This window comes from Pallidibacillus pasinlerensis, assembly GCF_009996845.1.
GTDB lineage: Bacteria > Bacillota > Bacilli > Bacillales > Caldibacillaceae > Pallidibacillus > Pallidibacillus pasinlerensis.
Window position 1 is genome coordinate 20,337 of sequence record NZ_JAACYS010000002.1, and the last position, 14,050, is coordinate 34,386.

Sequence of the window (14,050 nt, forward strand, 5' to 3'; positions counted from 1 at the left end):
TATGACCGCGTTACGTGGAAGTCATTACAGAGTTGGCGAAGTATTATTTTTACATTTGTAATATTCGTAGGAAAAATTTAATGATTTTGTTACTTAACATCAGAATATTAAGTAAATTGGACGCATATTTTTTAAAAATAAAAGGATTAATTGGAATGATTTTGTTGGAATTGGGTAACATATCATTTGTCAGATATTCGATTCATTGTATTCCTTGCGTTATGTTGTCTGAATAAATGGGTAAAATAACGGCTTTAATGGTTTTTCCTGTAATTTATGAGCGAATCGAGCTAATATGTGAGCGATTAATTTTGTTTTTCGAGCGACTTGACCAATTCTATGAGCGACTTAAACTTTTTATGAGCGAATCGCAACTTTATGAGCGATTTTACCCTTTTAATGAGCGACTCAAGCTTGCTATTGAGCGATTTTGCTAATAAAAAATTCATTTCAACGTTATATGAGCGTTTTTAAGTGGTCTATGAGCGAATATAACCGGCTTTGGAGCGAATATCTCGTACAATCACCAGTGTGATGCTTTCATCACGTCAAAATTGAAACAAGGGACCTGTCCCTCCGTACCAAAATGCATACAATGGCATTAAAAATGAAACAAGGGACCCGTCCCCCTGTACCAAAAAATGGGACAAGGAGCATGTCCTTGACCCATTAGTTAATCGCGATAGATGTTGTGTTTGGTGCTTGAGTTGTTTCTTCAACGGTAATGCGTTCGATGTCAGCACCTAGGGCAGCTAATTTGCCGTGGAAGTTTACGTAGCCACGATCAATATGCTTTAGTTCAGTAACCCTAGTAATACCATCAGCTGCAAGACCAGCAATAACTAATGCAGCACCTGCACGTAAGTCAGTAGCTGCTACTTCAGCACCTTGTAAATCAGCTGGACCGTTCACAATGACAGAACGTCCATCAATTTTCAAGTTAGCATTCATACGACGAAATTCTTCGACGTGCATAAAACGGTTTTCGAAAACAGTTTCCGTAATCATACTAGTTCCTTCAGCTGTGAGTAGCAATGCCATCATTTGTGCTTGCATATCTGTAGGGAAACCAGGATACGGCATCGTTTTAATATCGACAGCTTTTAATTTTTCAGGTGCGATAACACGTAAGCCATCCTTTTCCTCAACAAACTCAACGCCCATTTCTTTTAATTTAGCGATAAGGGCAGATATATGTTCAGGAACAGCACCTTGAACTAAAACATTGCCACCAGTAATAGCAGCTGCTGTAATAAATGTACCTGCTTCAATACGATCAGGAATTATTGTATGTTCTGCACCGTGTAGCTCATCTACACCTTCAATACGAATCGTTTCTGTACCGGCACCGACTACATTTGCACCCATGCTATTTAAATAATTCGCTAAATCGACAATTTCAGGTTCTTTCGCACAGTTTTCTAATATTGTTGTTCCTTCAGCTAATGTTGCCGCCATCATAATATTTTCAGTTGCGCCAACACTAGGAATGTCTAAATAAATTTTAGCACCCTTTAGTCTTCCTTCAACTTTTGCATCAATAAAGCCATTACCAACTTGAACTATAGCTCCCATCGCTTCAAAACCTTTTAAATGTTGATCAATCGGTCTTGTTCCAATGGCACATCCACCAGGTAAGGCAACACGAGCATGACCTAAACGAGCAAGTAATGAACCCATCACAAGTACAGATGCTCTCATTTTACGAACGTATTCAAATGGAGCTTCCGAGGTTAACTCTCTTGATGCGTCTATATAAACTGTATTATTTTCAAATTTAACTTCAGCATTTAAGTAACGTAACACTTCATTAATTGTGTACACATCTGAGAGAGCCGGTACATCATGAATGATACTTTTTCCATTACTAGCTAAAAGCGATGCGGCGATTACAGGTAAAACGGCATTCTTTGCTCCCTCTACTTTGACAGTGCCGTTCAATTTCTTTCCGCCGCGGACGATGATTTTTTCCAAATGTATTCCCCTCCGCGTCCAGTATCTAATTATATTAATATTCAATCGTTATTATAGGTGTTCCAATTACAAAGGTTGTTTTCTCATCGATGCCGTTTTCCCTAAGAGCAATTTGCACATTAAAACTACCATTTTCCGTTTGCATCTCATAGGAAAAATACGGACTTTGAACGGTTAACGAAGTAAAGTCTTTTTCTTCTAATTTTTCGATAATTTTTCCTTTAAAATCATTTACCATTTCTTTCGATTTTTTCGCAATGACACCATCAATCTTATCACCGAACTCTCCCTTTAGACAAGAGAAAAAAACTGTTGTTTTATGGAATATGTTTGATGAAATGTCGTCTAATTTCACTTTTATTACATGTTGTACATTTTTATTCCATTTTGATCCTTTTATTTCGTATAAAATAAAGCCATGGATTATGTTTTTTTCATTGAGGTTAGCGACAATTTGAAGATTTTCAACATAATGAAGGGATTGATCAGAAACGGTCCCAGTTATATTTATACGATCGGAATTGATATCTTTTGTCCACAAAAATTGAGGAAATTGTGACTTTAAGTGTGAATATATTTCTTCCAATTGTTGTGTGTCTATATTAGACAATTCTTCTCGGGCAAAAATGGACCATTCCGTTATCTTTCCATTATGTTTTATTACAACTTCATTCATTTTATTCAAATCAAATTCGTTTGTTACTTTTGCCTCTTTCTCAAAAGTATTGAGAATAAAAACGAATAATAGCGTACATACTGTCACTTGTACTAATAATTTATTTACCATCTATTCCTCTCCCCTTTATTACAATTGTTGCTTAAAAAGGGGATTGTCATACATGGTAAATGTCGTCAAGTTTTGACAAGTCTAAACTTCCAATGGTTTTTACTCGAACAAAAATGGAATTTGTTGAGACCAGTCGAAATATTTCAAAAAGAAATCGCTAACCGTTGTCCCGATCGCAATTGCCAATAAAATATATAACATACGTGCTTGGCCAACGCGATTTTTTCGTAAAAACTTTTCAAAGTTGAGTGATTGTAGGGCCCACCATGCTAGTCCAATAAAAATTAAATTTGTTACAATACCAAATACACTAAATAGGCTGTAATTAAAAAGCATGGTTCCACTCCCTTGTATACTTAAAGACATCTTTTATCATTTTAGCATACCTTTAAGTTAGATTTTTTACTGTTTGTTTGCATTCACATTAAAACGATAATACATAGATTACATAAGTCTAAATGTAAAGACTTTTCTAAAAAGTAATTCACATATTATCCACATTGTGTGAATAAATTTTATCCACATTTTTCACATTTTACGTTTTGAAGCCCCACAATACATTTTATAACATATTGTGTGTAATTTCGACAATATTCTACCCTCAAATAGGTTCTTTTTTACTAACAAAACTTTTTACGTTGTCCACAGTATTAAGTAGATTATCCACATTGTTAACGGATTTATCCACATTTTGTTGATTTTATTAATAAAATGATTGTTGGGATTTAATAAGTTGAAGTGAATTTTATATGGCTAGTCTATTTTTTCTTGGAGCTGGATCTTCACTTTGTAATATCTTTGTGACTTTTATCACTTGACAAGCGAGATGTTCACGCAAAAAGTCCCCTTAGCCGTTTAATATACTAAGAGGACATAGTTTTTTGCGTTAAACGATTTGACACAAAATTATGTGGGTAAAATTTATTTTTTGCCAAGTTGTGCAACTTGAATACGGTTAATCGCACGTCTTAGTGCCAACTCAGCACGTTTCTGATCAATATTTGCTTCTCTTTTTTGGTTTAAACGTTCTTCAGCCCGTTGTTTTGCTCTTAAAGCACGGTCAACATCGATTTCTTCAGCTCTTTCAGCAGCTTGTGCAAGAACCGTTACTTTGTCTGGACGTACTTCAAGAAATCCACCGGTAACAGCTACTACATCTTGATCGTTCCCTGTTTTCATTCGTACAGATCCGATTGCAAGTGGGGCAACAAGTGGAACGTGTCCCGCCATGACACCTAGCTCTCCACTCGTTGCTTTTGCTACAACTAATTCCGCTTCCGATTCATAAACTGGGCCATCAGGAGTTACAATACTTACTGCGATTGTTTTCATTTATAATCCCCCTCGGTTCCCAATTAAACTTCAGCGCCCATTTGTTTTGCCTTTTCAACAGCATCTTCAATAGTTCCAACTAGACGGAATGCTTCTTCTGGAAGATGGTCCCATTTACCTTCTAAGATTTCTTTAAATCCGCGGATTGTTTCTTTTACTGGTACGAAGGATCCTGGTTGACCAGTAAATTGTTCAGCCACGTGGAAGTTTTGTGATAAGAAGAATTGGATACGACGTGCACGGTGAACAACTAGTTTGTCTTCGTCGCCTAATTCTTCCATACCTAAGATTGCAATGATATCTTGTAATTCACGGTAACGTTGTAAAGTTTCTTGAACTTTACGGGCAACTTCATAATGTTCTTCTCCAACGATTTCTGGCGCTAAAGCACGAGATGTGGATGCTAATGGGTCAACCGCAGGGTAAATACCCATCTCAGATAGTTTACGCTCTAGGTTCGTTGTCGCATCTAAGTGAGCAAATGTTGTTGCTGGAGCCGGATCTGTATAGTCGTCGGCTGGTACGTAGATCGCTTGGATAGATGTTACAGAACCTTTATTTGTAGATGTAATACGCTCTTGTAGTTGTCCCATTTCTGTAGCAAGTGTTGGTTGGTAACCAACGGCAGAAGGCATACGACCAAGTAGCGCTGAAACTTCAGAACCTGCTTGAGTAAAACGGAAAATATTATCGATAAATAATAGAACGTCTTGTCCTTCTTTATCACGGAAGTATTCAGCCATTGTTAGACCAGTTAAAGCAACACGCATACGTGCACCTGGTGGTTCGTTCATCTGACCGAATACCATCGCTGTTTTGGATAAAACGCCAGAGTCTTTCATTTCAAAGTATAAGTCATTTCCTTCACGTGTACGCTCACCAACACCAGCGAATACGGAAATACCACCGTGTTGTTGCGCAACGTTATGGATTAACTCCTGAATTAAAACTGTTTTACCTACACCTGCACCACCGAACAGACCGATTTTACCACCTTTAATATAGGGCGCTAGTAAGTCAACAACTTTAATTCCTGTTTCTAAAATTTCAACTTCCGTTGATAGCTCTTCGAATTTTGGAGCTTCACGGTGAATTGGTGCTCTTCTTACATCTTTATCTATTTCTCCATCTAAATCGATTGGATCACCTAAAACGTTAAATACACGACCTAAAGTTGCTTCACCAACTGGTACGGAAATTGGAGCACCTGTATCAATAACTTCCATTCCACGAACCAGACCATCAGTTGAAGCCATCGCAATTGTACGAACTGCATCATCACCTAAGTGTGTAGCAACTTCTAAAGTTAAGTTAATATCTACTTCTGATGCAGATTGGGCTTTATACTCTACACGCAAAGCGTTGTAGATTTTTGGTAGTTGTCCGTTTTCAAATTTTACGTCAACAACCGGACCCATTACTTGAAGGATGGTCCCTTTATTCATGTTTTTCCCTCCTGACTAAAAATACTCGGTACTCAAGCAATAATGTTAAATTGACTTGAGTATTCTATTCTAAGGCTGCTGCACCGCTCACAATTTCGGTGATTTCTTGCGTAATCTTATCTTGACGAGCACGGTTGTAACGTAAAGTAAGCTCATCAATAAGTTCCATCGCATTATCTGTAGCATTTTTCATGGCAGTCATACCTGAAGCATATTCACTTGCCTTACTAGATAAAATTGCACCAAATATTAAGCTTTCCGCGTATTGCGGTAGTAAGACGTTCAAGATTTCTTCAATATTTGGTTCGAATTCATAGGACAAGTTGCTACCTGTCGATTCAAAATCCGTAAGCGGCAAGATTTTTTTCGCAACAACTTCGTGAGAAATTATAGTTTTATAATTTGTATATATTAGATACAACTCATCATATGTACCATCTGAATACATCCCAACAGCTTGACGAGAAATTGTGTTAATTTCTTCATAGGTTGGATGGTCATGTAGTCCGATAATATCTAATAAAATATTGTGACCTAGCTTTTTAAAGTGATCACGTCCTACTCGACCAATCGCAATGATTCCGTATTCGTCCGGTGATTTATGACGTTCTTGTATCATTTGGTTCAATTTACGAATGACGTTACTATTATACGCACCAACTAATCCACGGTCAGCTGTTATTATAATATAGCCGGTTTTCTTAACTGGACGTTGTTCTAACATTGGATGGGTTGCTTCAGTTGTGCCTGATGCAACACTGGAGACAACATCCTGGATTTTTTCCATATATGGTACAAAGGATTTTGCACTTTGTTCAGCTTTACTTAATTTAGCTGTTGATACCATTTCCATCGCTTTTGTTATTTGACTTGTCTTTTGCGTAGACGTAATTCTAGATTTTATTTCTCTTAATGATGCCACTCAATTCACCACCTTTTTTTAAAGTTGGGACATCCTGAGTTTCAGGATGCCTATTTGGATTCAGATGTGATAAATGTTTTCTTGAAACTATTAATTGTTTCAGCTAAATCATCATCTGCAGGTAGTTGTTGAGTTTGTTTAATTTCGTTGACAACAGCAGGTTTGTTTTGATCAATCCAGCTGTAGAATTCATTTTCAAAGCGACGGATATCTTGTACAGGAATATCGTCTAAGAAACCACGAGTTAAAGCGTAAAGAATCATAACTTGTTTTTCAACAGGAATTGGTTTGTTTAAGTCCTGTTTTAAGATTTCAACTGTACGTGCACCACGAGCAAGTTTTGCTTGAGTTGCTTTATCTAAATCTGAACCGAATTGCGCAAAGGATTCTAGTTCACGATAAGATGCCAAGTCTAGACGTAGTGTACCCGCAACTTTTTTCATCGCTTTAATTTGCGCGTCACCACCAACACGTGATACAGATAAACCTGGGTTAATCGCAGGTCTAACACCAGAGTGGAATAAATCAGATTGTAAGAAGATTTGTCCATCTGTAATTGAAATCACGTTTGTTGGGATATATGCAGAAATGTCTCCTGCTTGTGTTTCAACGAATGGTAGAGCAGTTAATGAACCGCCACCTTTTGCATCACTTAATTTCGCTGCACGTTCTAGTAGACGTGAGTGTAAGTAGAAAACATCCCCTGGATATGCTTCACGGCCTGGAGGACGACGTAGTAGCAAGGAAAGCTCACGATAAGCCGCTGCTTGTTTAGATAGGTCATCGTATACAACAAGAACGTGCTGTCCGTTGTACATAAACTCTTCTCCCATAGATACACCTGCATATGGAGCTAGGTATAATAATGGAGCTGGTTCAGAAGCAGATGCTGATACAACAATCGTGTAATCCATTGCACCGTATCTTCTTAATGTTTCAACTGTACCACGAACAGTAGATTCTTTTTGTCCGATGGCAACATAGATACAAATCATGTTTTCTTCTTTTTGGTTAATAATTGTGTCAATTGCAACACTTGTTTTACCTGTTTGACGGTCACCGATAATTAATTCACGTTGTCCACGGCCAATTGGAACAAGTGCGTCAATCGCTTTAATACCAGTTTGTAGAGGCTCATGAACGGATTTACGATCCATAACCCCTGGTGCTGGACTTTCAATTGGGCGAGTTTTTGTTGTGTTGATTGGACCTAAACCATCTAGTGGTTGTCCTAACGGGTTAACAACACGTCCAATTAACTCTTCACCAACAGGTACTTCCATAATACGGCCGGTACGACGAACTTGAGCACCTTCACGAATATCAGTGTAAGGTCCCATGATAATAACACCGACGTTGTTTTGTTCAAGGTTTTGGGCCATACCCATTACCCCGTTTTCAAATTCCAATAGCTCACCAGCCATAGCATTATCTAAACCATGTACACGAGCGATTCCGTCACCAACTTCAATAACGGTACCGACATCGGTTACGGTCATATCAGCCTGATAATTTTCAATCTGCTTTTTTATCAGCGCGCTGATTTCTTCAGCCTTAATGCTCAATGCTTTCACCCCTCTTAAATACGATTTATCCGATTAGTTCGCGTTTGAGGCCGTCCAGTTTTCCACGCAGACTACCATCATAGATGCGATTACCAATTTGAATTTTTATTCCGCCAAGTAAATCTTCGTTAACGGTATTTTCTATTTCTAACGTGTTTTTGTCCAATTTTTTAGCAAAGACAGTCGCTAACGCGTCTTTTTCTTCGTCTTTCAATGGGCGCACAGACTCAACACGAGCTTTTGTAATCCCTTTCGATTCATATGAAATGTTGATAAATTCATCAATAACCGCCATTATGTATGAAACACGTTGACGATCCAATAAAAGTAGTAATGTATTAAGAATAAATGGATTTAAATCTCCAAAAGCATTCTTAATCAGTTCTCGTTTTGTGTCTTTTCCAATCTTTGGAGATGTTAGAAAGGACTCAAAATCTTTTTCTTGATTGAAAACTTCTTTTACAACTTTTAATTGTTCTTCAATTTGATCAACGAGATTGTTTTCTTCGGCTAATTGGAAAAGAGCAAGCGCATACTTATTAGCTACTACTGTATCCCTCATTACTCTTCTCCTGCCTTCTTAATGTACTCTTGAATTAGTGCTTCTTGATCTTTTTCGTTTAATTCTTTCTCAATAACTTTTGAAGCAATTAATACAGAAAGGCTCGCCACTTGTTCACGCAATGCTTTAACTGCATTTTCTCTTTCTTGTTGAATCTCTAAGCGAGCAGATTCTTTCAAGCGCTCTGCTTCTTGTCTTGCAGCCGTAATAATCTCTTCTTTTTGGGTTTCCCCTTGAAGTTTCGCTTGTTCGATAAACTCTTGCGATTGTTGGCGTGCTTCTTTAACCATTTGTTGATGCTGAGCTAATAACTTTTCAGCTTCTTTTCTAGCTTTTTCTGCTTGATCTATCTCATTCGCGACATGCTCTTCGCGTTTTTTCATTACATTTACTAATGGGCCCCAGGCAAATTTCTTTAGTAACCACATGAGGACTAGAAATGCAAGTAATTGGTAAAGAGCATCTCCCCATGCAATGCCTTGAGCTGCTGCAATTACTAAACCTTCAGATAACACGCTTAGCTTCACTCCCTTCAAAGGCTGGGTTTACATTTTCATAGTTTAACATCATATATTTGGAAAATTCTAGATTATTGTCATAAAGGAATGGCGAAGGTTCTTTTACAGATAACTCCGCCATTAGAAATGAATACACTTCTTCTACTATTAAGAGAATAGTGCGATAAATGCAATAACCACGGCCATGATAGGAATAGCCTCAACTAGACCTACACCGATAAACATTGTAACACGCATCATACCTGCTTGTTCAGGTTGACGTGCCATACCTTCTACAGTTTTAGAAACGATTAAACCGTTACCAATACCAGCACCTAGTGCCGCTAGACCAATTGCTAATGCTGCTGCTAAAGCTCCCATTAAAATTTCCTCCTTTAAATTATAAGAATATATAAAAATAGTTTTTTCTGTTCAATAAATGAACGTATTATATTAATGGCTTTTGTTCACTTTGTGTGACATATAAACCATTGTTAACATAGTAAAGATAAAGGCTTGGATAGATCCAACAAAGATACTGTAACCTTGCCATGCCATCATTAGTGGGAATGCTAACACTCCACCTACAATACCACTAATTCCTAAACTTGCGATTAAAGCAAGAAGGACCTCACCCGCATAAATGTTTCCGAATAGACGGAGACCAAGCGTTAAGGTGTTGGCAAACTCTTCAATAATATTAATTGGTGTCAAGAAAGCTAGAGGTTTACTATAACCTGTAATATATTCTTTTGTTCCTTTCAGTTTGACACCGTAATAATGGGTTAAACCAATTACTAAACTTGCAAGGGTTAATGTAAGCAATGGATCAGCTGTAGGCGATTTCCACCAAAGTTCCCCATCAATTACAATAGCAAATGGTAGACCTAACATGTTCGATACAAATATGTACATTATTAATGTTAAGGCTAACAGATGGAATCTTGCCCCTGTTTTCCAATCCATATTGCTATCAATAATACCTCTTACAAAGTCTAAAACCCATTCCATAAAGTTTTGGGCTCCAGTAGGTTTCATTTGTAGTCTTCGAGAACATAAAACTGCAATCAAAAACACAATAACACATGCAACAGTAATCATAAGAACATTGGATAAGTTAAAAGGAATCCCTAATATTTCTGTATATGGATTTTCATGGTTCACCTTTCTCACCTCTCTTCCTGATTGCGTTTAGTAATGAACATAAGAAAATATTCTCCAAAGATGACACCAGTAGATGCCAATAAACCAATTACAGTAGCAATTATATTAAAATAATTTGGAAATTTAATCGCGATAAGTATAGCTAGACCTGCGTAAGCAAACCGGCTCAGCATCCCGAGGGAATACGCCTTTTTACCATTTAAAATTGCCTCACTAAATTTAATGGTTTTTTTGTAAAGTAACCATAAATTAATGAAACTAACTGTGGTACCTAGAATTAATCCTAGGAAGATCGTTTTATATGGAGTAAATCCCCAGCCTAAAACTAAAAGAGCGAGGAAGTAAAACAAATATTGTCTGTACTTTTTAAATAAATATCCGATGTCTGGCATAAGTTAGTTCCCCTAAAAAAAGTCATATTTCAATTATACAATAGGAATTTTGTTAGATTTGTGAAAAGATTATTAATGATTCGTGTCCAAAATAAATTCGAACCGTTCATAATTTGGTCATAATTTCACAATTTCACACTTGATTTTTTACATTTTTAGGCATAAAAAAGGACAAAAAATTGCTGTAGGAAACTAATATTTTCGCATTTATTGTGAAGTTGGAAACCCTATCATTTATCCTACTTAAGGGTACAACAGTAAACATTTTCTGTCAATTTATAAGTCATAAAAAAGTGAAAGTTAACTTAAAACAGTTTTTTTCGTTTTCACAGTTTTGTCACAAATCTCTTTACTGTGCGAAGGAAATTAATAAGTTTTTTAAAATTTCCTAATGCGTTTTTATTTTAACAAATCTTTTAAGTAGGAAAACTTACAAATTGTGAACATTTTATGACCAACCTTTTGCCAAGTTTTTACTGGATTTCTAATAAAATTAGTAGAGGGACATTTCGTAAACTTTTGTTTGATTTTGTTATTTTAAAATAACGAACCTATTTCAACTAGCTGATCTAAATAGTCCTCTCTACCTTCTTTTTTAGCAAAGGCAACAGCGATATAAATACCTGGTTTAATATTTTCCTTTATTTTTCCTTTTTTTGTAACTGTACCTCGTTTTATTTTCCTCCCCCAATCTAAATATTCAACAAATTGGAAGGTGTCCGGATCAAATAAGGCAATACCAAATTCATCCGCACCACCTGGTAAATAAACTTCATATTCGTACTCGTCTTTTTGATTCGTTGTTTCCATAGAAAAAGCCATGATTCTTGGATAGTCTGGTTCATTGACAACATATAAGTATGGGATATGAATCATTTGTGTATTAGCATGCATTGTTAGATATCCATTGTAAATATCGTTTTGTTTATGTTGGTCCTTTACTTCCATACCGATTTTAACTTTCATTTTTTGTTTTGGCTCTAACGTAAAGGGTAACGGTAAATCCCAGTTAATTTCATCAGAACGGGGTGGTGTTGAAAATGTGTAATGGACGGGTTCATCACTAATATTTTCAACGGTAACGTATTTTGTTTTTTCTACCAGTTTTGTACCAGTAATTTTACCTAGTCTTAAAGAAGCCGGATGAACAATTGAATTGGATTGTAGAGCTTTTACGAGATCAATCCGACCCGCTCCCTGTTCATACGGTTGATATGTTTGTGCTTGTTCATTTTGTAGTAATTTACTTGTGTTCATAAGTAACGCTTTAATTTGTGCAGGAGTAAAATCAGGATAGACCTGTTTTAATAAAGCAGCAGCCCCGGCAACATGGGGAGCAGACATACTTGTCCCTTGTAAAGTGAGGTAGCCACCTGGTACCGTACTTTCAATTTCAACCCCTGGTGCGACTAAATCAGGTTTAATATCCCAAGTGTATGTGACTGGTCCTCGGGAACTGAAATCAGCTAGTAAATCTTCTTCTGTTTTGCGAATGATTTTGGCAAAGGTTTGGTTTTGTTGACTGAGTTGTAAAAGTTTTTCACCTTCTTCTTTAGTTAATAGTGCTGCTGGGATATCAACTTCAGTTTCTAGTTGGGCAAAAAACTCTCCTTCTTCATTGTTATAGATGAGTACTGCTTTTGCACCTTGTTCTTTTGCATTGAGGACCTTTTCAGTAAAGGTAATTTCTCCTCTTTTAATAAGCACAATTTTTCCATCAAGTGGGATGTTCGCTAAATCCTCTCGTTTGCCGAGACTACCGTCAACAATTTTGTATGAACGGTTTAAGTTCCAAGGTGCGGAGCCAATCATCGGAGTTAAGCGGAATTGTTGTCCGGCATATTCAAGGTAGGGAATTTCAATTTCTGGTGTACTTGCGCCCACAGAGATTGCACGCTCTGATGTACCCGGAGAGCCAACTGTCCATATTTCAGGACCAGAATTACCATTCGAAGTAACAGCTATAATTCCTTTTTCAACTGCTTTATCAAGGGCTATACTCGTTGGTAAATCGGGACCGTTTATGCTAACACCGAGGGATAGATTGAGAATATCGACTTGATCTTTAATCGCTTGTTCAATTGCTGCAATGATCATTTCTGTTGTACCAAAGCCACCAGGCCCGAGGGCTCGATATGCATAGATTTCTGCATCCGGTGCAATACCGGTCATTTTTCCATTTGCTGCGATGACACCCGCAACATGGGTTCCATGGAAAGTACTTAATGGTCCTAAGTTTTCTGTTTCCATTGGGTCGAGATCATTATCGATAAAATCAAAGCCCTTTACGTACGACTTTCTTAAATCAATATGGGTATAGTCAATTCCTGTGTCAATGATGCCAACTTTAATCCCTTTTCCCGTTAGACGGTTTCCGTTTTTATCTTTAATATGTCGAACTGCATCCGTTCCAATGTAATTGATACTATTTTTGCTGATTAATTGTTTTTGTACTGATGGATTCGTTTTTAGTTCATAAGTATAGGAAGGGAAAAGTTGGAATGTATTGTTTTGAGCGGTTCCTTCGGTTAAGTTATTTTGTGCTGATTGATTGGATTGATCGGCTTCGTGTTGGCTTTTCTGTTCAATCGAGCGTTTGATTGATAGGGAAGCTTGAGCACCTTTTCGGTTTTCTTGTTTGGAGTCACGGTCATTTTCCGTTTCAATCAATCGTTTGATTGGTGGGTTAATTTGCTGATTTTCTTTGATGTTATGCTGGTTTTCGGATTCAATCAATCGTTTGATTGACAAATCAAGTTGAGTTGTTCGATTTAAGTCATCAAGACTTTCGTTGTTTTCAATCAATCGTTCGTTTGATAGACCAGTTACATATTTTTCAACTTCTTCTAATTTTTCTACAGGCCCTTTAATTGAGATTCCATGAAAAACATGTTCAAATTTATGACGCAACTGAATTTCAGGAAAACTTGCTTTTAATTTTTGAATTAATTCTTTTGTGATTGGTTCCTGACTAATTAAAATAGCAACTTCTTGTTCTGTTTCCTTTGGTAAGGGTGGAAAATCGTATGGTTTTGTTTCTGTACTACTGTTATTTTTGGATATTGGTGGAATTTCAATTGATATAGTTTTTACTTCATCATTGGATATTTGTGTTAGGTCAACAGTATTTGCAGTAACCCCTGTGGCACCACTGGTAAGTTGTCCAAATCCATTCAATCGAGCGTTTGATTGACTAATATTAGAAAACATAAAAAGGATCCCGATTACGAAGAAGTAGAAGTATTTAACTGATTTATGGGTTTTTAAGTTTATATTTATCTGAAATTTTCCCTTCATCGTAACCTCTCCTTTTATTAGTTGTAAATTTATTATTAGAGAGGAAGGTTTGTTTTATTAAGTTAAATATTGGATGGAATAAATGGAGTGAAAGATTTTTTATCTGCTCCAAA

Annotated in this window: 14 protein-coding genes; all 14 read right to left on the reverse strand. The window is 36.8% G+C overall.

Features of this window, described 5'->3' with window-relative positions:
- Window positions 1-669 precede the first annotated feature (669 nt).
- Complete coding sequence (gene murA / locus GW534_RS00640) at window positions 670-1,974, reverse strand: UDP-N-acetylglucosamine 1-carboxyvinyltransferase (RefSeq protein ID WP_161919121.1); 1,305 nt, start codon at window positions 1,972-1,974, stop codon at window positions 670-672.
- Between the two features lie 34 nt (window positions 1,975-2,008).
- Window positions 2,009-2,761, reverse strand: coding sequence for a YwmB family TATA-box binding protein (locus GW534_RS00645; RefSeq protein WP_161919122.1), 753 nt, complete (start codon window positions 2,759-2,761; stop codon window positions 2,009-2,011).
- A 99-nt stretch (window positions 2,762-2,860) separates the two neighbouring features.
- Window positions 2,861-3,097 carry a DUF1146 family protein gene (locus GW534_RS00650; RefSeq protein ID WP_161919123.1) on the reverse strand — a complete coding sequence of 79 codons (237 nt, stop codon included), beginning with the start codon at window positions 3,095-3,097 and terminating at the stop codon, window positions 2,861-2,863.
- 585 nt (window positions 3,098-3,682) lie between these two features.
- The gene (locus tag GW534_RS00655) at window positions 3,683-4,093 is read right to left on the reverse strand and encodes a F0F1 ATP synthase subunit epsilon (RefSeq protein ID WP_161919124.1); all 411 of its coding nucleotides are present in this window, start codon (window positions 4,091-4,093) and stop codon (window positions 3,683-3,685) included.
- Between the two features lie 23 nt (window positions 4,094-4,116).
- Window positions 4,117-5,538 carry a F0F1 ATP synthase subunit beta gene (atpD, locus tag GW534_RS00660; protein ID WP_161919125.1) on the reverse strand — a complete coding sequence of 474 codons (1,422 nt, stop codon included), beginning with the start codon at window positions 5,536-5,538 and terminating at the stop codon, window positions 4,117-4,119.
- A gap of 64 nt (window positions 5,539-5,602) precedes the next feature.
- Window positions 5,603-6,460, reverse strand: a complete 858-nt coding sequence (gene atpG, locus GW534_RS00665; protein WP_161919126.1) for an ATP synthase F1 subunit gamma — start codon at window positions 6,458-6,460, stop codon at window positions 5,603-5,605.
- A gap of 50 nt (window positions 6,461-6,510) precedes the next feature.
- Entirely contained in the window at window positions 6,511-8,025 is a 1,515-nt protein-coding gene (gene atpA / locus GW534_RS00670) for a F0F1 ATP synthase subunit alpha (RefSeq protein WP_161919127.1), read from the reverse strand.
- A gap of 25 nt (window positions 8,026-8,050) precedes the next feature.
- Window positions 8,051-8,587 carry a F0F1 ATP synthase subunit delta gene (locus GW534_RS00675; protein WP_161919128.1) on the reverse strand — a complete coding sequence of 179 codons (537 nt, stop codon included), beginning with the start codon at window positions 8,585-8,587 and terminating at the stop codon, window positions 8,051-8,053.
- The gene (gene atpF / locus GW534_RS00680; RefSeq protein ID WP_161919129.1) at window positions 8,587-9,102 is read right to left on the reverse strand and encodes a F0F1 ATP synthase subunit B; all 516 of its coding nucleotides are present in this window, start codon (window positions 9,100-9,102) and stop codon (window positions 8,587-8,589) included. Before atpF ends, GW534_RS00675 begins: the two co-directional genes overlap by 1 nt.
- Window positions 9,092-9,226 (reverse strand): hypothetical protein, encoded by a 135-nt coding sequence (locus GW534_RS16620; RefSeq protein ID WP_281351932.1) that lies wholly within the window; start codon window positions 9,224-9,226, stop codon window positions 9,092-9,094. The genes atpF and GW534_RS16620 overlap by 11 nt, the downstream gene beginning before the upstream one ends.
- Window positions 9,227-9,252: 26 nt before the next feature.
- Window positions 9,253-9,465 (reverse strand): F0F1 ATP synthase subunit C, encoded by a 213-nt coding sequence (gene atpE / locus GW534_RS00685; protein WP_161919130.1) that lies wholly within the window; start codon window positions 9,463-9,465, stop codon window positions 9,253-9,255.
- Between the two features lie 72 nt (window positions 9,466-9,537).
- On the reverse strand, window positions 9,538-10,248 hold the full coding sequence (atpB, locus tag GW534_RS00690) for a F0F1 ATP synthase subunit A (protein WP_161919131.1): 711 nt from the start codon (window positions 10,246-10,248) through the stop codon (window positions 9,538-9,540).
- Between the two features lie 5 nt (window positions 10,249-10,253).
- Window positions 10,254-10,640 carry an ATP synthase subunit I gene (locus tag GW534_RS00695; protein ID WP_161919132.1) on the reverse strand — a complete coding sequence of 129 codons (387 nt, stop codon included), beginning with the start codon at window positions 10,638-10,640 and terminating at the stop codon, window positions 10,254-10,256.
- 537 nt (window positions 10,641-11,177) lie between these two features.
- Window positions 11,178-13,937 (reverse strand): S8 family serine peptidase, encoded by a 2,760-nt coding sequence (locus GW534_RS00700; RefSeq protein ID WP_161919133.1) that lies wholly within the window; start codon window positions 13,935-13,937, stop codon window positions 11,178-11,180.
- Window positions 13,938-14,050 lie beyond the last annotated feature (113 nt).